18 protein-coding genes are annotated in these 19646 nt (G+C 61.6%); 13 read left to right on the top strand and 5 right to left on the bottom strand.

Going from position 1 to position 19646, the window contains the following annotated elements:
- The first annotated feature begins 67 nt into the window (after positions 1–67).
- Positions 68–814 carry a TorF family putative porin gene (locus AB6O04_RS03645; protein WP_368562395.1) on the top strand — a complete coding sequence of 249 codons (747 nt, stop codon included), beginning with the start codon at positions 68–70 and terminating at the stop codon, positions 812–814.
- Positions 815–1168: 354 nt separating this feature from the next.
- On the opposite strand, the gene AB6O04_RS03640 is transcribed toward AB6O04_RS03645, so the two are convergent.
- Positions 1169–1627, bottom strand: coding sequence for a DoxX family protein (locus tag AB6O04_RS03640; protein WP_368562469.1), 459 nt, complete (start codon positions 1625–1627; stop codon positions 1169–1171).
- Positions 1628–2013: 386 nt separating this feature from the next.
- On the opposite strand from AB6O04_RS03640, the gene AB6O04_RS03635 reads away from it, so the two are divergent.
- Positions 2014–2784, top strand: a complete 771-nt coding sequence (locus AB6O04_RS03635) for a TonB-dependent receptor (RefSeq protein WP_368562393.1) — start codon at positions 2014–2016, stop codon at positions 2782–2784.
- A gap of 198 nt (positions 2785–2982) precedes the next feature.
- On the opposite strand, the gene AB6O04_RS03630 is transcribed toward AB6O04_RS03635, so the two are convergent.
- Both AB6O04_RS03630 and AB6O04_RS03625 read right to left on the bottom strand, forming a co-directional pair.
- Entirely contained in the window at positions 2983–3729 is a 747-nt protein-coding gene (locus tag AB6O04_RS03630; RefSeq protein ID WP_368562391.1) for a LytR/AlgR family response regulator transcription factor, read from the bottom strand.
- Positions 3726–4811 carry a sensor histidine kinase gene (locus AB6O04_RS03625; RefSeq protein WP_368562389.1) on the bottom strand — a complete coding sequence of 362 codons (1086 nt, stop codon included), beginning with the start codon at positions 4809–4811 and terminating at the stop codon, positions 3726–3728. Before AB6O04_RS03625 ends, AB6O04_RS03630 begins: the two co-directional genes overlap by 4 nt.
- A 147-nt stretch (positions 4812–4958) precedes the next feature.
- Here AB6O04_RS03625 and AB6O04_RS03620 point away from each other — a divergent pair, with 147 nt between their 5' ends.
- A complete protein-coding gene (locus AB6O04_RS03620) occupies positions 4959–5954 on the top strand; it encodes a helix-turn-helix transcriptional regulator (RefSeq protein WP_368562387.1) in 996 nt (331 codons plus the stop codon).
- A gap of 134 nt (positions 5955–6088) precedes the next feature.
- Here the strand turns inward: AB6O04_RS03620 and tdh are convergent, their stop codons facing one another.
- The gene (gene tdh / locus AB6O04_RS03615) at positions 6089–7123 is read right to left on the bottom strand and encodes an L-threonine 3-dehydrogenase (RefSeq protein WP_368562385.1); all 1035 of its coding nucleotides are present in this window, start codon (positions 7121–7123) and stop codon (positions 6089–6091) included.
- Between the two features lie 182 nt (positions 7124–7305).
- Here tdh and AB6O04_RS03610 point away from each other — a divergent pair, with 182 nt between their 5' ends.
- The 8 genes from AB6O04_RS03610 to AB6O04_RS03575 all read left to right on the top strand — a co-directional run bounded on the left by AB6O04_RS03610 (position 7306) and on the right by AB6O04_RS03575 (position 16436).
- Complete coding sequence (locus AB6O04_RS03610) at positions 7306–9471, top strand: S46 family peptidase (protein WP_368562383.1); 2166 nt, start codon at positions 7306–7308, stop codon at positions 9469–9471.
- Positions 9472–9645: 174 nt separating this feature from the next.
- Positions 9646–10290, top strand: a complete 645-nt coding sequence (locus tag AB6O04_RS03605; protein WP_368562381.1) for a histidine phosphatase family protein — start codon at positions 9646–9648, stop codon at positions 10288–10290.
- A gap of 61 nt (positions 10291–10351) precedes the next feature.
- Positions 10352–11752 (top strand): folylpolyglutamate synthase/dihydrofolate synthase family protein, encoded by a 1401-nt coding sequence (locus AB6O04_RS03600; RefSeq protein ID WP_368562379.1) that lies wholly within the window; start codon positions 10352–10354, stop codon positions 11750–11752.
- A 65-nt stretch (positions 11753–11817) separates the two neighbouring features.
- Complete coding sequence (locus AB6O04_RS03595) at positions 11818–12810, top strand: SPOR domain-containing protein (protein ID WP_368562378.1); 993 nt, start codon at positions 11818–11820, stop codon at positions 12808–12810.
- Between the two features lie 126 nt (positions 12811–12936).
- The gene (locus tag AB6O04_RS03590) at positions 12937–13626 is read left to right on the top strand and encodes a CvpA family protein (protein ID WP_368562376.1); all 690 of its coding nucleotides are present in this window, start codon (positions 12937–12939) and stop codon (positions 13624–13626) included.
- A gap of 17 nt (positions 13627–13643) precedes the next feature.
- Positions 13644–15113, top strand: a complete 1470-nt coding sequence (purF, locus tag AB6O04_RS03585) for an amidophosphoribosyltransferase (RefSeq protein ID WP_368562374.1) — start codon at positions 13644–13646, stop codon at positions 15111–15113.
- A 10-nt stretch (positions 15114–15123) separates the two neighbouring features.
- Positions 15124–15561: a FosX/FosE/FosI family fosfomycin resistance hydrolase gene (gene fosX, locus AB6O04_RS03580; RefSeq protein WP_368562372.1), complete on the top strand. Its 438-nt coding sequence runs from the start codon at positions 15124–15126 to the stop codon at positions 15559–15561.
- A gap of 14 nt (positions 15562–15575) precedes the next feature.
- Positions 15576–16436 carry a ferritin-like domain-containing protein gene (locus tag AB6O04_RS03575; RefSeq protein WP_368562370.1) on the top strand — a complete coding sequence of 287 codons (861 nt, stop codon included), beginning with the start codon at positions 15576–15578 and terminating at the stop codon, positions 16434–16436.
- 98 nt (positions 16437–16534) lie between these two features.
- On the opposite strand, the gene lpxH is transcribed toward AB6O04_RS03575, so the two are convergent.
- Positions 16535–17272, bottom strand: a complete 738-nt coding sequence (lpxH, locus tag AB6O04_RS03570; protein ID WP_368562368.1) for a UDP-2,3-diacylglucosamine diphosphatase — start codon at positions 17270–17272, stop codon at positions 16535–16537.
- A 285-nt stretch (positions 17273–17557) separates the two neighbouring features.
- Between lpxH and gltX the strand changes: the two genes are divergently transcribed.
- Together gltX and AB6O04_RS03560 are read left to right on the top strand one after the other, a co-directional pair.
- Entirely contained in the window at positions 17558–18964 is a 1407-nt protein-coding gene (gene gltX / locus AB6O04_RS03565) for a glutamate--tRNA ligase (RefSeq protein ID WP_368562366.1), read from the top strand.
- A 12-nt stretch (positions 18965–18976) separates the two neighbouring features.
- Positions 18977–19471, top strand: a complete 495-nt coding sequence (locus AB6O04_RS03560; protein WP_368562364.1) for a transcriptional repressor — start codon at positions 18977–18979, stop codon at positions 19469–19471.
- Positions 19472–19646: the final 175 nt, after the last annotated feature.

Genomic DNA, 19646 nt, shown 5'->3' with positions numbered 1-19646 from the left:
TGGAGACAGCGCCCCAAACCGGCGCCAGCCCTCAACCCCTAGAAAACAGCCCACCAGGAGAATCCGGATGAAGTCATCCAAGCTCAGTTTCGCTCTAGCCGTCGCCATGCTGGCCACGCCGTTCGTCGCGTCGGCGCAAGAAGCCGAGGAAGAAGCCTCGTCACCCGTCAGTGTGTCCTTGGCCGTGACCACCGATTACGTGTTTCGTGGCGTGTCCCAGACCGATAACGGACCTGCGTTCCAAGCGGGTGTGACGTACACGGCACCCTTTGGCCTGTATGTAGGCGCATGGGGTTCAAATGTGGACTTTGGTGCAGGCGGGCCTAACTTCGAGTTCGATTACTACGCCGGCTGGAACAAGGATCTTAGTGACGCTTGGAACCTTGACCTGGGCGTGACCCGCTACACCTACGAGGGTTCGGACGACGGCTACGGCGACATCGACTACAACGAGTACATCGCCAAGCTGACCTGGAGCGGCCCGGTGACGGTCGGGGGCATCCTCGCGTATGCCGATGATTACGGCAACACGGGTGCCGAAGAAATCTACGCCGGCCTGTCAGCCGGCTACGATCTGGGCGATTCCGGATTTTCGCTGGGCGCTTCCACCGGCTACACCTCCATCGAAGCCGACAATAATGGCGGTCGCGCAGACTTTTTTGACGGTTCGGTCAGCGTTTCAAAAGGCTTCGGCCCGGCGACCGCAACCCTTGGCTATTACGACACATTCGGCTCCGACGCGGAAGAACTGCGCCGTGGCTCGGACATCTACAAGCCGGGCGTTGTGCTGACTGTCGCAGTCGCTGTTCCCTGATAGATTTTTCGCTTAAAGGAAAGAGGGCGCCGCAAGGCGCCCTCTTTCGTGGCCGTTGCAGAACAAGACGTATCCAAAAGCGCGATGCCATCGACTGGGATATCGGAAGAACTCGTAAGAGCGGCGTCTCGCCGCGAGCTTTTGCTTTAGCGAGATCAATGAGAAAAGCTCGCTACCGGAGGCCGCTCCCTCAGCAACTTCCGTACACATGCTGGATGCAGCATATTTCACTTAGATACAAGTGCGAAGAAACCGGCCTCGCCAGGACGAGCGCTTCAGAAGAATGAGGTCTTGTCATGTGAACCAGGCGCTGGGCAGATCGATAGTCGACGCTGAGCTCAGCGGCAAGATCGCTCAGCTCCGACGCGAAGCGAATATCGGCAAGCGCACGCTTGGTATCGCGAATCTACCTGCACCGCGAGCGGCCAGATACAGGCCAACGAGCACAAGCATGGTGGCTGGAAACGCTGGGCGGATGCCAGCTTTTCCGTCCACCATCACCACGGCCACGATGAAGTTCACCGCGCACAGCAGCCCGGCCCAACGTATCGCGAGCCCAGAGATAAATCCCAATCCGCACAGGCATTGGGCCCAGACTGAAACCGGAGCGAGTACGTTCGGATAGGGGAAGCCATGATGCCCGAGAAACGAGGAGAACTCGGCCATGCGTGCCGCGCTGAGGATATTGTCGGACACGCCCCATACGAGGAACGCTCCGACTACGATGCGTAGCAACAGTAGAGCGTGATCTTCGTAGGCGCTTAAACCGCTCAATGACGGCAATGATCTGGCGGACGACGGAGTGTGCATCACGATCTCCAATGATGGTGCGTGCGCGAACGGAACAGGCAGAACGCATTACTCGAATCTAACTTGCATGGCGTGCGACGCCCCGACGCTGCATTCTGGTGAGCGCTCCGTGTGCTGACAACCGGCTAATCAACCGCCGGTGCTAGTCGCCTATTTAGGCCAAATTAGACCGCCCATCCGGCGCAAGATGGCCGGTTAAACAGTCGTAATTTCATAGGACGGCTTAGCCGCGCGTCCGTCCCATCTGGAGTTACGAATGCACAAGCAAATTCTCACCACCACCATCCGTCAGGTTCTGCTGATTCCGGCGGTGGCATCGTCGGCATGCTGCCGTTCGCTGATGCCTACGCGCAACAGGGCGGTACGCCCGATAGTCCGTCCGAGGATTCGTGTGGAGCCCACAATTCATCAGTGGCCTCAACATGAGTCTGGACTGGTGGAAAATTCGCGTCGAAGACACCATCGTTCCCGACACGCCTACCCAGATCCTCAATGATTGCTATGTGCAGGGCGACAGCAGCCGTTGCACGCGCTTCACTCGCGATCCGGTGTTGGGCTATGTCGATGCGATGACATTCGACCTCATCAATGCGGGTTTCCGCGAAACCGAAGGCTTCGACTTCGATCTGAATTACCGGCTGGCTACCGGCTATGGCGACTTCACCGTCAACTGGCAGAACACCTATACCCGCCGCGACGAACTGAAGACAGCCACCGATCCGAATGCTTTGCCGATCCAGCTGGTCGGGTTCGCAACCACTGCCGGCGCAACCGGCACCTTCCGCATCCGCTCTACGCTGGGCTTGGGTTGGAGCCGCGGGGCATTCGGCGTCAACTGGAATGCACGCTACTTCTCTTCTATGAAGGAAGCCTGCCTGGAACCGAACCTGTTCCCGGAAGAGTGCTCGCATCCCGGCTACATCGCACGCAATCCGCAGCAAAGCGGCAACATCAACCGCGTGGGCTCCAACACCTTTCATGACCTCCAACTGCGTTGGGAAGCGCCGTGGGATGCGACCATCACCTTTGGCGTCAACAACGTGTTCGAGCATATCGGTCCGCCGATGTATTCCAATCCGAACTCCAGCACCAGTACCAAGTACCAGGGCATGTTCGACATCGGCCGCTTCAGCTATATGCGCTATCAGCAGCGGTTCTGAGTATCGCGATGCGCTACCGGCATGGCCCTGGCTGGGGCCGTGCCGCCTCGGGCTTGGTAGGAGCGGCGTCCGGCCGCGAGCTCTTCGCCTCTATCGCGATCTGATGGAAAGAGCTCGCGGCGAGACGCCGCTCCTACGGGGTTTGACGAAACGGAGAATAAGCAGAGTCTTTCGATTCCCGCTCCCCGCTCCAGCAAGCTACGCCAGTCCGAACGCATTCCTCACTGCATTGCGATAGCTGCGTCCGCTGCGTAGCGCGACGCCGTCATGCAGGTGTAGCCGGTACTGACCGCCGCCGCAGGATTCCAGGCTTTCCACGGCGTCGATGCGCACCAATGCGGATCGGTGCACGCGTACGAATTCGGTTGGGTCCAGCCGCTCGGCCAGTTCGGCGATGGTGGTGCGCAGCAGGTAGTCTCGCTTGTCCACGCGGAGTTCGGCGTAGTTGGCTTGCGCGCGCGCGTAGCTGATCTCGGCGACCTGGATGACTCGGGTTCGGCGGCCGACCGATACCGCCAGACGCGTGGCGTAAGCGTGTGGTGCAATCGGCGAGTGGGTTGTGGTTGCCGGCACCATGCCGGGTACTCGCACGCGAACGCGTTCCAGTGCTGCTTGCAGGCGATCGGCGGAGTAGGGCTTGAGCAGATAATCCACCGCCGCCTCTTCGAACGCATGCACGGCGTGTTCGGCATAAGCGGTCACGAACACCACATGAGGACGTGCGGCCGGTGCCGCTTCCAATACCTGGAAGCCATCCGCATCCTGCATGCGTATGTCCAGGAACAGTACATCCGTCACCACTGTGCGCAGCGCGTCGATGGTCTCGCGTGCGGATGTGCATTGCGCCACCACTTCGACCGAGCCGAGTTCGCCCAGCATCCGCAGCAAGCGTGCGCGCGCCAGTGGTTCGTCATCGGCGATCATCGCTCGCAACGCACGATTCATGCAGCCTGTTCCAGCATACGGATCGGCAATTTCACTTGGGCGACCGTGCCGTCGTCGGCATCGGTGCGCGTCAATGCGAACGAATGTTCGTCGCCATACAGCGCGCGCAGCCGCGCCCGCGTGTTGGTCAGGCCGATGCCATTGCTGTGGTGTGCCGACTGCGCGACAGGCGTTTGGCCGTCGTCGCGGACTTCCAGTACCAGCCAATCCTGTTGCCGGGCGACTCGCACCACCACCTTGCCCGGCGTGGTCCGCTGACCGAGCGCATGGCGAATCGCATTTTCGACCAGTGGTTGAAGCAGCAGCCGTGGCACTGGCACCGATAGCAGCGAACGATCGATCTCCCAATACATGCGCAGGCGATCTTCCAACCGCATTTTCTCCAGCTCGATGTACCGCTCCAGCAGCGCCAGCTCTTCGCGCAACGGCACCTCCTGGGTCTGTGAACCCTCCAGGCTGGCGCGCAACAGCTGGCCTAGCGATACCAGCATCCGGTCGGCGGCCGCGGGACTACGGTGCACCAGCTCGGCCACTGAGTTCAGTGCATTGAACAGGAAATGCGGATTGAGCTGCGCCGACAGCGCTTGAAGGCGCGCCTGCGCCAGCCGTGCTTCCAACTCTACTGCTTGCCGCTCGCGCGTGTTGGCGCGTTCGTAGTACAGCAGTGCGTGGGAAACGCCGACGATCAGCCAGCCGATGAGCGAGTTCTTCGCCACGCTGCTGGCCAACACCACCGAGAAGTCGGGCAGCTGCGGATACCAGCCGATCCAGCGGTTGAATCCAAACAACAGCGCCGTGCGGATAGCGATGATGGCCACCACCGCCAGGCTATGCAGAGACAATGAAACGGCGAGCCCTCCGCGCTCGATCGGACAACGCTGGGCCAGTTCGATCAGCCCGACGGTGAGCGGAATCCAGATCCAGGCGCTGGACAGGCTGGTGCGAAACGCATGGGCGAAATCCGGCTCCAAGTGGGTGCCGGCGGCGGTCTGGATGGTCAGCGATTCTATGGCCAGCACAACGCCGTAGAGGGTCCACCAGGTGACCACCGCAAGCCACAGGCAAAGGGAACGTCGCGACATGGTGGGAACACTAGGTACATCCGATCACCGGTGCAAGCGGCGACGTGTCGTTGGTCCCCGCAAGATGACGCTTCATCCCAGTTCCATTGAAAGCGGCTCCTGACCTGCAACAACATCCGTTGTCGCTTGCAGGATTGAGTGCACCGAATGAACCTGGACACCCATTTCGCCCCGCCTTTGACGGTTTGGCCCGACTCCGCCGAACGATATCGGACGCCTGCCACGCGCGCGCCTGTTTCCACCGCATTCCAAGTCCACCGGATGAAGTTCGGCGAACATCTATTTTTGGACGAGCGTGTGCCGGACGAAACAGCCGATCACCCGCGTACCGATCAGTTGCACCTGGTCAGAAGCAGCGAACGCACCGCCACGCTGGATATTCCTGCCGGATGGATTTCGGTGGTGTTGCCGCTGGGCGGTTTGTTGCGCGCCAGATCAGCCGATCTCAACTGGCAGCTCCGGCGCGGCAGGATGCTGGCGTGGAACGGCGCACTGCAGATCAAGGCAGGAAACGGTAGTGGATGGATCGTGCTGTGTGGTCCACCGGAAAGCTGGTGCCGCGCGGGGGCTGACACTACCGCGGTCGCGGAGATTCTTCCCGAGGAACAGCCCTGTGCCCGCGAACTGTTTCGGTTGCTGATACGGCTGGTGCGTTCGACTGGCCGCCCGTTGCCTGATATCTCCGAGGTATCGTCCCAGGTTTCCGAAATCAGTACGACGTTGCAGGAGCAACAAAGGCCGCTGAGAAATCTGCTGCCGCGTTGCGCCGGCCGGACGTTCCGCGGAAAGCACAGAACACTACTGCGGCTGTTGCGCGTTCAGCACCTTATCCGCACGCAGTTGGACAGGCATCACGACATGGTGTGGTTGTCGAAGCAGGTGAATTATTCGGTCTGGCATCTGACGCGCGTCTACCGCGCGGTGTTCGATGAAACGCCCAGCGACTACGCCACTCGCCTGCGCCTGGACCGCTCGCTGCAACTGGTTCGGCATAGCGCTCTGGCGTTCTGCGATATCACCGAGGCAGCCGGATTCGAAAGCCAGAGTTCGTTCTGCCGCGCCTTCAAGAAAGTGTATGCAATGACGCCCAGTGCGGTGCGTGCGCAGTATCGGGAATCCGTTAACGCCGGAAATAACCGGTGAGTTGGTTCTGCCCGCCGCGGCATCTATGTAGCCTTGTGGGAGCGACGTAAGTCGCGATGAAGCGTTACCGGTAACGCTTCATCGCGACTTACGTCGCTCCCACAAGGAGTTGCCTGCGGTGAACTACGCTAGATTCAAGCCCAGCTCAACACCACTTTGCCGGCCTTGCCGGTTTCCATCAGCTCGAAGCCTTTCTGGAAATCGTCGATGTGCAATTGATGGGTGAGTACTTTGCCCAGCGGAAAACCGGACAGCACCAGCTGGGTCATCTTGTACCAGGTCTCATACATCCTGCGGCCGTAGATGCCTTGCACGGTCAGGCCCTTGAAGATGATGCGGTCCCAATCCACGCCGGCGCCCTTGGGCAGAATGCCGAGCAATGCGATCTTGCCGCCGTGGTACATGCAATCCAGCATGTCGTTGAACGCACGCGGATTGCCGCTCATTTCCAGGCCCACGTCGAAGCCTTCCATATGCAGGTCGGCCATCACGTCCTTCAGTGACTGATTAGCCACGTTGACTACGCGGGTAGCACCCATGTCGGCGGCCAGCTTCAGCCGGAAGTCGTTGACGTCGGTGACCACCACGTTGCGCGCGCCGATGTGCTTGCAGATACCCGCGGCGATCACGCCGATCGGGCCGGCGCCGGTGATCAATACGTCTTCGCCGACCACGTCGAATTCCAGCGCGCAGTGCGCGGCATTGCCGTAGGGGTCGAAGAATGCCGCCAGCTCGCTGGGGATCTGATCCGGGATGGGCCACAGATTGCTGGCCGGCATCACCATGTATTCGGCGAACGCGCCATCGCGATTCACGCCGATACCCACCGTGTATGGGCATAGGTGCGGACGGCCACCACGACAATTGCGGCAATGGCCGCAAACGATATGGCCTTCGGCGGAGACGCGCTGGCCCAGGGTGTAGCCACTGACGCCGGGACCCAGCTCGGCGATACGGCCGACGAACTCATGCCCGATCACCAGTCCGGGCTTGATGGTCCGCTGGCTCCAGTCGTCCCACAGATAGATGTGCAGGTCGGTGCCGCAGATCGCGGTCTTTTCCAGCTTGATCAGCACCTCATTGGGGCCAGGCTGCGGAACCGGCACCTCTTCCATCCAGATGCCTTTGCCCGCCTCGCGCTTTACCAGCGCTTTCATCGTTTGCGCCATGTCGGTACTGACCCATGCGTAAGTAAGGAGCGGAATTATAAGCTCCCGCCGCTTGCGGCCATGTTGCGGTGCCCATTGACCTGCGCAGGGGCAGGCGCCTGGTTCGCGCCGTGCCATAAGTCATGGATGGCTGGAATGACGCCTTCGTTACAATCCAGGCCACATCTGCCAGGGGATTGTCCATGCGCTTGAATCCGTTAGTCGTTTCGCTTGCCGTCGCCGGTCTGATGTCGGCGGGCTTCGCCCATGCCGGGGAGGGGATGTGGGTGCCGCAACAACTGCCGGAGATCGCCGGCCCATTGAAAAAGGCGGGCTTGAAGCTGTCGGCAAAGCAGCTATCCAATCTGACCGGTGACCCGATGGGCGCCGTGGTGGCCCTGGGCGGTTGTACCGCAAGCTTCGTCTCGCCGCAGGGCCTGGTGGTCACCAACCACCATTGCGCCTACGGCGCCATTCAGCTCAACTCCACACCGGAAAAGAACCTGATCAAGAATGGCTTCAACGCGCCGACACCGGCCGATGAGGTCAGTGCCGGCCCGAACGCTCGCGTCTACGTCCTGGATTCCATCAAGGACGTGACGACAGAGGCCAAGGCCGCCATTGCCTCGGCCGGCGGCGACGCGCTGGGTCGCACCAAAGCGCTGGAAGCCTTCGAGAAGAAGCTGATCGCCGATTGCGAAGCCGAGGCGGGTTTCCGCTGCCGGCTGTACAGTTTTTCCGGCGGCAACACCTACCGGTTGTTCCGCAATCTGGAAATCAAGGATGTCCGGCTGGCCTATGCGCCGCCCGGCAGCGTGGGCAAGTTCGGTGGCGACATCGACAACTGGATGTGGCCGCGACATACCGGCGACTTCTCGTTCTATCGCGCCTACGTGGGCAAGGACGGCAAGCCCGCCGCGTATTCGCCGGACAACGTGCCCTATCGTCCCAAGCACTGGCTGAAGTTGGCGGATAAACCACTTGGCGAAGGCGACTTTGTCATGGTCGCGGGCTACCCGGGCTCGACCAATCGGTATGCCCTGGCTGAGGAATTCGATAACACCGCCGAATGGACTTATCCCACCCTCGCCAAACACTACAAGCAGTTGATCGCGCTGGTGTCGGCGGCGGGCAAGAAGAACCCGGACATCCAGGTGAAGTACGCCAGCACCATGGCCAGCTGGAACAACACCAGCAAAAACTATGACGGCCAATTGGAAGGCTTCAAGCGTATCGATGCGGCCACGCAGAAGCAGGCCGAGGAAACAGCGGTGCTGAACTGGCTGAAAGGGCAGGGCGGAAAAGGCGCCACGGCGCTGGCGGCGCACGCCAAGTTAATCGAGCTGCTGGAACAGAGCAAAGCCACGCGCGACAGAGACATTGTGCTGAATCAGTTCAACGGCACGGGGACGGTCGGCGTCGCGACGCAGTTGTACCGTCTGTCGATGGAGCGCGAGAAGTCTAATGCCGAGCGCGAGTCCGGCTACCAGGAGCGCGATCTGCCCACCATCGAGGGTGGCCTGAAACAGTTGGAACGCCGCTACGTCCCCGCGATGAACCGACAGCTGCAGGCATATTGGCTGGGCGAATACCTCAAGTTGCCCGCGTCGCAGCGAGTGCCAGCGGTGGATAAATGGCTGGGTGGCAAGGATTCCAAGGCGATCAATCGCGCACTCGACAAGCTGGCGGCGACCAAGCTCGGCAGCACCGAAGAGCGGATGAAATGGCTCACCGCCGACCGCAAAGCGTTCGAAACCAGCAAGGATCCCGCCATTCAGTACGCGGTGGCGGTGATGCCGACGCTGTTGAAACTGGAGCAGGAGCGCAAGACGCGTGCGGGCGAGGCGCTGGTGGCGCGTCCGGTCTACCTGCAAGCCCTGTCGAACTACAAAAAGAGCCAGGGCAAATTCGTTTACCCGGACGCCAATCTGTCGCTGCGCATCACCTTCGGCAATGTCACGGGCTATCGACCCAAGGATGGCGTGGCGTACACCCCGTTCACCACGCTTGAGGGTGTAGTTGCCAAGGAAACCGGGCAGGACCCGTTCGACTCGCCAAAAACGCTGCTGGATGCGGTGGCGGCCAAGCGTTACGGCGGATTGGAAGACAAGCGCCTGGGCACCGTTCCAGTCAATTTCCTGTCCGACCTGGACATCACTGGCGGCAATTCCGGTTCGCCAGTGCTGGACGCGCACGGCAAGTTGGTTGGCCTGGCGTTTGATGGCAACTGGGAATCGGTGAGCTCCAATTGGGTGTTCGATCCCAAGATGACCCGCATGATCGCGGTGGATGGCCGTTATCTGCGCTGGATCATGCAAGAGGTTTACCCGGCGCCGCAGCTGCTTAAGGAAATGAACGTCGGCAAGTAGGCCGATCGTATCTTCCCGGCGTCATGGACGCCGGGCCTTGTGGTGCGTCAGGGTCCTTACGCGCTGCGGCGCGTTCGGCGTCGCGGCGCTTTGGGATTGCCGGGGCGCGGTATCATTCCGTTCCCGTCGCCGCGTCAGGCCACGGCCTGATTCCCCACTAGGATTTCCTACTGCATGCGCATCTTGCTTGCCCGCCACGGCGAAACGCCGTGGAATGCCGAAGGCCGTTACCAAGGCCAGATCGACATCCCGCTTTCGCACGTTGGCGAAGCCCAAGCCGCAGCTTTGGGCAAGCGTTTGCGCGAGGTCGACATTACCCGCGCGGTCGCGTCTCCGTTGTCGCGCGCGCGGCATACCGCGGAACTGGCACTCGGACCGGAGCGTGCGTCGATGCTGACGACCGATGCCGATCTGCAGGAAATCGCCCATGGCGAATGGGAAGGTTTGCTGGCCAGCGAGATCAACGACAAAGATCCGGTCCGGCTGCGCGCCTGGCGCGAAGAGCCGCAGACCGTGCTGATGCCCGGCGGCGAATCGCTGGATCAGGTGCTGGAGCGCTCCTGGCGGGGCTTCGAGCGGGCTACCGAGGGTTTGGGCGACCACGACACTCTGTTGGTCGTGGCGCACGACGCCGTCAACCGCGTCCTGCTGTGCCGCATCCTGGGCCTGCTGATCGGCAAGCTGTGGAGCTTCCGCCAAGCACCGACCACCATCAATCTGCTGGAAGGTCCGGACGTGAACCGGTTGGAAGTGGTTCGCCTCAACGACTGCTCGCACCACACCCTGTTTTTCGGCGAAGCGGTGCATCGGGCGTTGTAAGCCGCTAGAAGCGGGTATCGCGCATGGTGGATGGTAGTGAAGAAAGGCGATGGGCAGGGCCATGAAACGAGACCTCAACGGCTGGCTCGCCTACATCGAGCAGCAACATCCCAAGTCCATCGAGATGGGATTGGACCGCGTGCGCGAAGTCGCCTCGCGCATGCGCTTGGAAAAGCCCGCGAAGTATGTCGTTACCGTCGGTGGTACCAACGGTAAAGGCTCGACGGTCGCTTTCATCGAATCCATTGCACGTGCAGCGGGTTGGCGCGTCGGCACCTACACGTCGCCGCATCTGCTGCGCTACAACGAGCGCGTGCGCATCGATGGCCAATCAGCCAGCGATGAAGAACTGGTGGACGCTTTCGAGGTGGTGGAAGCGGCACGTTTGAGCCCCTCTCCCTCCGGGAGAGGGGTTGGGGAGAGGGTACGGCGAAGTTTGGACAATGCCAGCGACGCGGACAGCGGTGCGCGCGCACCCGGAGCATTCGCTGCGGCCGATACGGAGGTGGCGCTAGACGCAAAGGCCATCCCGCTGACCTACTTCGAATTCGGCACGCTGGCGGCGCTATGGCTGTTCCAGAGAGCGGAACTCGACTTGGCGGTGTTGGAGGTTGGACTCGGTGGACGCCTCGACGCCGTCAATCTGATAGACCCCGATGTGGCGGTCATCACCACCGTCGACATCGACCATATCGATTGGCTGGGCGAGGACCGCGAGAAGATCGGTTACGAGAAAGCCGGCATCGCGCGCCCGTGGAAACCACTGGTGCTGGGTGAAATCGATTCGCCCTCCAGTGTCTTGCGTCATGCATATGCTATCGGCGCCAATGCTATCCGTCTGGGCAGCGATTTCTTTCACGAACCCATCGATCAAGATCATTGGCGCTGGCGTGAAGTAGGCGCCGAATTGACTCTGCCCAATCCCACGCTGGCAGCACCCGTTCAACGCGCTAATGCCGCCACCGCAATTGCCGCATTGCGCGCGTTGGAGGCGGTGGTTCCAGAGCCCGCATTCGCCGCCGGCGTGGCCGCGGCCTCGCTGCCCGGACGATTGCAACGCTTTCAGCATGCGGGCGTGGAAGTGGTGGTGGACGTAGGCCACAACCCGCAGGCGGCGCGTGAACTGAACGCCTGGTTGCAGGCGCAGCCAGATGAAGGCGAGACCCGGGCGGTATTCGCGGCCTTGTCCGACAAAGATGTGGCAGGCGTCGTGGCTGCCTTCGAAGGGATCAAACACTGGTATCTGGCCGGCCTGGAGGACGCAGGGCCGCGCGGGCAGGATGCGGAAACACTGGCGGCGCGGCTAACCGGAACCGCGGCGGCGGACGGCGAACGCCATGTCACTGTACGGCAGGCCCTTGAGGCGGCTATCGCGGCTTCGCAACCTGGCGGCCGTGTGCTGGTATTTGGTTCATTCCATACCGCTGCCGAGGCGTTGGTATCGCTGCATTCAGTTCCGTAACCGGGATGGCCCACGTGCGCCGCGTATAATCGCGGCACTCCTGCCGCATCGCTTCATGGACTTGGATGGATACTGCTCTCAAACAGCGTCTCATTGGCGCCGTCGTACTGGTGGCGCTGGCCGTCATTTTCCTGCCGATGTTGATCAAGGGGCCCGCGCCGGACAGCGGGGTTTCCGATGTGCCGCTGGATGTACCCCAGGCACCCGACGGGCAGTACGAAACCCGGGAACTACCTCTGGTGGCGCCCGGCAATGTGCCCAATAGCGGTGCCGTTGGACTGAAGGGCGCCGCACCCGCCAACGCTGACAGTGCGCGGGCCAATCCCGCTACCGACAGTGCACCCGCTACAGGCGGGGAAATGTTGCCGGCCACCGATGCGGCGGGCGATTTCGCGGTCAGTTTTGGCGCCTATGCGTCCACCGCCGATGCCGATGCGGTGATCGCGCGTTTGAAGCAGGCGCAGCTGCCGAGCTACCAAGAGCCGGCCACGATCAACGGCAAGACCGCGTACCGCGTTCGTATCGGACCTTACGCCGACCGGGCAGCGGCCGAATCCGCGCGTCTGCGGGCGGTGCAGGTACGCAACGACGTCAAAGCCGAGGTCGTGGTGCTGAACGCGACGGCGGCTCCCGCAGCGGCTTCAACCGCTTCAGTGCCCGCGCCAGCCGCCGCTACACCGGCGGTAACGACGCAGGCACTGCCGCCCGAGCCTGCCAAGCCGGCGACGAGTACCACGGCGGCAAAGCCAGCGGAGACCAAGCCTGCTGCGAAACCCGCTGCTTCGACGGCGACGGCGACAGCCAGTACGCCGGCTGCTTCGAATGTCGGTTTTGCGGTGCAACTGGGTGCCTTCGCCAATGCGGCTGATGCCAACGCTTTGCGCGACAAGGTCCGCGCCGGTGGCTTCAGTGCTTTCGTCGAACAGGTCCGCACCGACAAGGGTGCATTGAACCGAGTGCGAGTAGGGCCGGTTGCCAGCCGCGCCGACGCCGAAAAGCTGAAATCGCAGGTGGCGGCCAAGTTCGGTATCAACGGTATGGTGCGTCCGCACCCGTGACGGTGCGGCAGCCGGCGAGAGAGCGACATCAGCTGGCACAGGGGAAATGCAAATGATGAACCACGACAGCGCTAGCGCGCGCGCTCCTCTCGGTCGGGCCACATTCCCACCCGGATCGCCCGCCGCATGATCGATCTGGTGCTACTGACGATCGTCGGCGTATCCGCGCTGCTTGGCTTGTTTCGCGGATTTGTGGGTATCGTGGTTTCGACGGCCGCATGGCTGCTGGGCGGTTGGGCAAGCTTTCAGTTTGGTGCAGATGCCGGACTATGGTTGTCGGATGACGGAACGCCCACGGCTTCGGAGGTATTCGGCGGCTATGCGCTGACCTTCGTCGGCGTTCTTGTATTCGTCGGCCTGATCGGAATGATCTTGAAATCGCTGGTTCGGTCCACAAATCTGTCCGGCACGGATCGCGCGCTGGGCTTCGGTTTGGGAGTATTGCGCGGTGCGTTCTTTGCTTGTGTGCTGGTCCTGCTGATGGGCTTCACGCCTCTGGTGCGCGAACCCTCCTGGCAGCAGTCACAAGTTTTGCCGCTGCTCTCGCCCGTCGCCGGGTGGATGCGCGCCAAGCTGCCGGATTGGTCTGTGCCGGAAATAAACCTGCCCAGCAACCCGCTGACAGGCGATAATGGCGGGGTTGAATCCCTGCCGGCGTTGCAACAAGCAATGTCTCAGGCGCTCAAGCCTGCGCCCCTGCCGCCCTCGGTGGAGGGGCCGGCCGGACCGGATCCGGCAAAAGTCAGGACGGGCGAGTCGGATCCCGCCAACATCGAATCCAGCGGCCAGGCAAGGCCAAAGCCTAAACAGCCCTAAGCGGAGAGCGCCAAACCATGTGCGGTATCGTCGGTATCGTCGGCAACCAGAATGTTGCCGGACAGCTTTATGACGGGCTGACCGTCCTCCAGCATCGCGGCCAGGACGCCGCCGGCATCGCCACCGCCGACGGCACTCGGCTACGCGTGCACAAGGACAACGGGCTGGTACGGGACGTCTTCAATCCTAAGGCCATGAGCATCCTTGAAGGCCGCGTCGGCATCGCGCACTGCCGCTACCCGACGGCCGGCTCGGAAGGCATGGACGAGGCGCAGCCTTTCTACGTGAATTCGCCCTATGGCATCGCACTGGCGCACAACGGCAACCTGATCAATACCGACGCGCTGCGCCAGGATGTGTTCGCCGAAGACCGCCGCAACATCAATACCGACTCAGACAGCGAAGTGTTGCTGAACGTGTTCGCGCATGAGTTGGACATGCAGCGCACGCTCAGCCCGGAGACGGCCATTCGTGCCGTGGCGGGCGTTTACCGGCGCTGCCGTGGCGGCTATGCGGTCGTCAGCGTGGTGCTGGGCCTGGGTCTGGTGGCTTTCCGCGACCCGCACGGGATTCGCCCGCTGGTGCTGGGCAAGCGCGAGAACAATGAAGGCACCGAGTACATCGTTGCTTCCGAATCCGCCGCGCTCGATGTCCTGGGTTTCCAGCGGATGCGCGACGTGCAGCCGGGCGAGGCCATTGTCATCACCGCGCGTGGCGAGCTGTTCTCCGAAATCTGTGCCGAACCGGAAGGCCACGCGCCGTGCATCTTCGAGTACGTGTATTTCGCGCGCCCGGATTCGATGATCGACAACGTCTCGGTGCACAAGGCGCGCATGCGCATGGGCGTGAAGCTGGGCGAGAAGATCCTCCGCCTGCGCCCCGATCACGACATCGACACCATCATTCCCATTCCCGATACCTCGCGCGACGCCGCGTTGGAAATTTCCAACGTGCTGGGTGTGAAGTACCGGGAAGGCTTCATCAAGAATCGCTATATCGGCCGCACGTTCATCATGCCGGGGCAGGGCGAACGGGTGAAGTCGGTGCGCCGCAAGCTCAATCCCATCAACCTGGAATTCCGTAACCGCGTCGTGCTGCTGGTGGACGATTCCATCGTGCGCGGCACCACCTCCAAGCAGATCGTGCAGATGGCGCGCGACGCCGGTGCGCGCAAGGTCTACCTGGCCTCAGCGGCACCGCCGGTTCGCCATCCCAACATCTATGGCATCGACATGCCGGCCGCGGACGAACTAATCGCGCATGACCGCAGCATCGAAGAGATCGAGAAGCTGCTGGGCTGCGACTGGCTGATCTACCAGGACCTGGAAGACCTGGAAGCGGCGGTGCGTGAAGGCAATCCCAGCCTCGCCAATTTCGATTCATCGTGTTTCGATGGTGAATACGTCACTGGTATCGAAGCGGGTTATTTCGAGCGCATAGAACACATGCGCTCGGACGAAGCCAAGCGTAAGCGCCGGGTGTCGTAATCCGCGCCTAATGCAGGGCATTAGCCATATCACCTTCATCGTGCGCGATCTAGAGCGCATGGCGGTGTTGCTATGCCAAGGGCTGGGGGCGCGCCAGGTCTACGATAGCGGTGCTCACCCGCATTCGGTTTCGCCGGAGAAATTCTTTCTGCTGGGCGGAATATGGATTGCTGCAATGCAGGGAGAGCCTCCGAGCGAAAGGTCCTATCAGCATGTCGCCTTTTCGGTACAGGAATCCGATCTGCCGGACTACGTAGCCAAACTGTCTGCCCTTGGTGTGGAGATACGGCAGCCGCGTGGCCGCATCATGGGCGAGGGACAGTCGATTTATTTCTATGATTTCGACAACCACTTGTTCGAGCTGCATACCGGTACGCTGGAACAGCGGCTGGCCGCTTACCGCGCCGTGGATTCCGGAGAAGTGCCCGCAGCCGCAGGTTCTGTCTGAGCAGGGTGTTGGCGATGCGATCTGTTGTTCCCGAAACCAATGATCTCTCCGGCGCCACGAAGACCGGTAAGCGTCCTAGTCTCTTTGAAGCCGCACGCAACTGCCTCGACGCAGCGTCGGTCGATCACAAGGTCGCACTAACGCAAGCCTATGCCGGCGAATTCGCGGTTGCCGGCTTAGTGATGCCGGAAGACGCACCACCACCGCAGCCTATTGGTACGCCAGGCCGCCCATCGCGGCCGCTCTTGGTTCACCCTCGCGACCTGCCGCGTCGAGGTCTGGGCAGCCAGGAGGGTAGAGCTGCCTTCATCCACGCCATCGCCCATATCGAACTCAATGCCATCGATCTGGCCTGGGATGCGGTCTACCGCTTCCGTGGATTGCCTGCGGGGTTCTATGCCGATTGGGTCGCAGTCGCCAACGACGAATCCCGTCACTTCGTCTTGTTGCGTGATCGCCTGCGTGAGCTGGGTTTCGACTATGGCGATTTCGATGCGCACAACGGTTTGTGGGAAATGACCGAGAAAACCGCGCACGACGGGTTGGCGCGAATGGCGCTGGTGCCTCGTGTGCTGGAGGCGCGCGGCCTGGACGTGACGCCGGGCATGATCGTCAAACTGCGTGCGCTTGGCGATGACGCTACCGCCGATATCCTTGAAATCATCCTGCGCGAGGAAATCGCGCACGTCGCCGCGGGTTCGCGCTGGTTCCGCTGGTATTGCGAACGCGCCGGCGTCGAGCCGCGCGTGCGTTTCCGCGAGCTGCTGAAGGAATATGCCGGTGGCTATCTGCACAGACCGTTCAACCTCGAAGCGAGATTGGCGGCCGGCTTCGATGAGGATGAGTTGGCGGCGTTGCAAGCCGAGACCCGATAAACCTGTAGGAGCGCCGTCTCGGCGCGAGCTTTTCGTCGTTCACCGCGATCTGACGGAAAGAGCTCGCGCCGAGACGGCTCTCCTACAAGAGTCGGGAATTACAAACTCTCTAACATCATTCCATCTGGTTCCACCCGCAACACCGACCCCTGCTCATACCAATCGCCCAGTACGATTCGCTGGCAGGTGCGGTCGCCAACGCTCAGGTCGTGAATCGCCGGACGATGAGTGTGCCCATGAATCAGCGTATCGATGCCATAGCGTGCAAACAGTGCGTCCACCGCCACGGGTGCCACGTCGGTCACCGTTTCGAACTGTGCACGGTCCTCATGCTTCATCCCTTGCTGGCGCGCCTGGCTGGCCGCCCGCGCCTGAGCGGCGAATGCGAGCCGCGCCGCCAATGGCTGCGATAGGAACTGCTGCTGCCATTCGGGGTTGCGCGTTTGTGCGCGAAAAGCCTGATACGCGGTGTCGTCGGTGCATAGCAAGTCTCCATGCATGAGCAGCACCGGTTTGCCGTACAGCACCACAACCGCAGGATCGGGCAGGATCCGCATGCCGGAACGGCGCGCGAACGCATCACCCACCAGGAAATCACGATTGCCGCGGATGAAATATACCGGCACGCCTACATCCACTACTTCTCGTATCCGATCGGCTACGTAAGCACCGGTTTCCGATGGATCGTCGTCGCCTACCCAGGCTTCGAACAGATCGCCCAGGATGTACAACGCATCCGCTTGGCGCGCTTCCCGGTGCATGAATGCACCGAACAACTCAGTGATCGTTGGCCGCTCGGCGTCCAGATGCAGGTCGGAGATGAAGAGGATCGTCATGGGCGAATGATAAAGGGTGATCGGTGAGCGGTGAGCGGCAAGGGCATTTTGCTTTTTCCCCCTTTATAGAAGGGGGCTACGGGGATTTGCTATGGCTTTGCTTCCAAGAGCAACAGCAAATCCCCCTTGATCCCCCTTTACGCTTGACCAGCTTCGCTGTTGAGAAGCGTTTCAACAGCCGAATGGCGGGTCAAGTGGGAGACGAAGCATCCCCGCATCCCCACATCACCGCCCCACCTTACCGACAAGGTAAAATCGCGCTATTCAGCAATTCCGGACGATTTCATGACCTGCCGCACCCGTTTCGCTCCCAGTCCTACCGGTTATCTGCACATCGGCGGCGCCCGCACGGCGCTGTATTGCTGGCTGGAGGCGCGTCACCGCGGTGGGAAGTTCATCCTGCGCATCGAGGACACTGACCGCGAGCGCAGCACCCAGGCGGCCATTGACGCCATTCTGGAAGCGATGGATTGGCTGGGCCTGGACTACGACGAAGGCCCGATCTACCAGACCCAACGCATCGACCGTTACCGCGAGGTGGCCGAGCAGCTGATCGCTGCCGGCAAGGCCTACTACGCCTACGAAACCAAGGAAGAGTTGGAGGCCATGCGCGAAGCGGCGATGGCGGCCAACCTCAAGCCGCGTTACGACGGTCGCGCACGCGAGCAGAATCTACCGTACCGCGATGATCCCAACCGGGTGATCCGTTTCAAGAATCCCACCGAAGGCAGCGTGGTGTTCGAAGATCGCATCAAGGGCCGTATCGAGATCAGCAACGGCGAACTGGACGACATGGTCATCTTCCGTCCCGATGGCTTTCCTACCTACAACTTTGCGGTGGTGGTGGACGATCTGGACATGGGCATCACCGACGTCATCCGCGGCGACGATCACATCAACAACACCCCGCGGCAGATCAACATTTATCAGGCGCTCGGCGCGCCTGTGCCGTTGTTCGCGCATATGCCCATGATCCTGGACGAGCAGGGCGCCAAGCTGTCCAAGCGCACCGGTGCGGCCGATGTGATGCAGTACAAGGACGCGGGTTACCTGCCGCATGCGCTGATCAACTATCTGGCTCGTCTGGGCTGGTCGCATGGCGACCAGGAAATCTTCAGCCGTCAGGAACTGATCGATCTGTTCTCGGTGGAAGACGTTAATTCCAAGGCCGCGCGCCTGGACATGGCCAAGCTGGGCTGGCTGAACCAGCACTACTTCAAGACCGACGATCCGGCCAGCATCGCGCCGCAGCTGGAATATCAGCTGCGTAAGCTGGGGCTGGATCCGGCGCAAGGGCCGCAGCCGGCCGACGTTGTGGTTGCCCTACGCGATCGCGTGCAGACGTTGAAGGAAATGGCCGAACGCGCGGTGGTCTGGTATCAGCCGCTGGAGAGCTATGACGAAGCGGCCGTCGCCAAGCACCTGACCGCTGCGGCGCACGCACCGTTGTCCAAAGCGCAGGAACTGCTCGCTCAGGCCGCGGATTGGAGCGTTGAATCGGTATCCGCCGCTCTGCATGCGGCTGCCGAGCAGTTGGGCATGGGCATGGGCAAAGTGGCTCAACCGCTGCGTGTGGCCATCACCGGCACCCAGGTAAGCCCCGATATTTCCCAGACGGTCTACCTGGCCGGCCGCGAAGAGGCCTTGAAACGCATCGGCGCAGCGCTTATCAAGTTACCTGAGTCCGCCTAACAGGCCCTAGCCATGTCCCCTTCCAAGTCCAAGCACGCTTGCACCGACCCCAAGCACCACGTCAGCGACGCCAAGAGCTTCGTCGTGGCGGTTGAGCGCGCGTGCCAGGAGCGCGGCCTGAGACTCACGCCAATTCGCGCCCGCGTGCTGGAGCTGATCGCCGAGGCCGGTAAGCCAGTGAAGGCTTACGACCTGCTGGAATGGGTGCGCAGCAAGAAAGGCGTAGGCGCCGACGCGCCGCCCACGGTCTATCGTGCGCTGGACTTCCTGATGGCCAATGGCTTTGTGCACAAGCTGGAATCGGTCAACGCGTTCGTTGCCTGCCATCACCCCAACAGCGCCCAGCATTCGGTACCGTTTCTGATCTGCGACCGCTGCCATAGCGCGGTGGAACTGGAAGACCGCGAAGTCGTCGATCAACTGGAAAAGCGCGCCAAGGCGCTGGGTTTCCAACCGCAAGCGCAAACCTTGGAAGTGCACGGCCTGTGCGCGCGCTGCGCGGCTTGAGATCAGCTGCTGTTATGGGAGTGGTGCCGGCATGCTGGCACCGGTGAGTCGCGACCGGAAACTTAAAGCTCTAGACACGGATCAACGCGGATAGAAGCATCAATTTTTTATCTGTGTTCATCCGGGTTAATCCGTGTCCAAGGCTTTGCCATTCTTCCGGTCGCGACTCACATCG

This window comes from Pseudoxanthomonas sp. UTMC 1351, from assembly GCF_040948865.1.
Lineage (GTDB): Bacteria > Pseudomonadota > Gammaproteobacteria > Xanthomonadales > Xanthomonadaceae > Pseudoxanthomonas_A.
This window is presented reverse-complemented; position numbering and strand designations above follow the sequence as displayed.

Excerpts from the sequence above, each read along its gene's own strand:
- AB6O04_RS03645 (WP_368562395.1), top strand. The coding sequence starts at position 68 with ATGAAGTCATCCAAGCTCAGTTTCGCTCTAGCCGTCGCCATGCTGGCC.
- AB6O04_RS03630 (WP_368562391.1), bottom strand. The coding sequence starts at position 3,729 with ATGAATCGTGCGTTGCGAGCGATGATCGCCGATGACGAACCACTGGCG.
- AB6O04_RS03625 (WP_368562389.1), bottom strand. The coding sequence starts at position 4,811 with ATGTCGCGACGTTCCCTTTGCCTGTGGCTTGCGGTGGTCACCTGGTGG.
- AB6O04_RS03620 (WP_368562387.1), top strand. The coding sequence starts at position 4,959 with ATGAACCTGGACACCCATTTCGCCCCGCCTTTGACGGTTTGGCCCGAC.
- tdh (WP_368562385.1), bottom strand. The coding sequence starts at position 7,123 with ATGGCGCAAACGATGAAAGCGCTGGTAAAGCGCGAGGCGGGCAAAGGC.
- AB6O04_RS03610 (WP_368562383.1), top strand. The coding sequence starts at position 7,306 with ATGCGCTTGAATCCGTTAGTCGTTTCGCTTGCCGTCGCCGGTCTGATG.
- AB6O04_RS03605 (WP_368562381.1), top strand. The coding sequence starts at position 9,646 with ATGCGCATCTTGCTTGCCCGCCACGGCGAAACGCCGTGGAATGCCGAA.
- AB6O04_RS03600 (WP_368562379.1), top strand. The coding sequence starts at position 10,352 with ATGAAACGAGACCTCAACGGCTGGCTCGCCTACATCGAGCAGCAACAT.
- AB6O04_RS03595 (WP_368562378.1), top strand. The coding sequence starts at position 11,818 with ATGGATACTGCTCTCAAACAGCGTCTCATTGGCGCCGTCGTACTGGTG.
- AB6O04_RS03590 (WP_368562376.1), top strand. The coding sequence starts at position 12,937 with ATGATCGATCTGGTGCTACTGACGATCGTCGGCGTATCCGCGCTGCTT.
- purF (WP_368562374.1), top strand. The coding sequence starts at position 13,644 with ATGTGCGGTATCGTCGGTATCGTCGGCAACCAGAATGTTGCCGGACAG.
- fosX (WP_368562372.1), top strand. The coding sequence starts at position 15,124 with ATGCAGGGCATTAGCCATATCACCTTCATCGTGCGCGATCTAGAGCGC.
- AB6O04_RS03575 (WP_368562370.1), top strand. The coding sequence starts at position 15,576 with ATGCGATCTGTTGTTCCCGAAACCAATGATCTCTCCGGCGCCACGAAG.
- lpxH (WP_368562368.1), bottom strand. The coding sequence starts at position 17,272 with ATGACGATCCTCTTCATCTCCGACCTGCATCTGGACGCCGAGCGGCCA.
- gltX (WP_368562366.1), top strand. The coding sequence starts at position 17,558 with ATGACCTGCCGCACCCGTTTCGCTCCCAGTCCTACCGGTTATCTGCAC.
- AB6O04_RS03560 (WP_368562364.1), top strand. The coding sequence starts at position 18,977 with ATGTCCCCTTCCAAGTCCAAGCACGCTTGCACCGACCCCAAGCACCAC.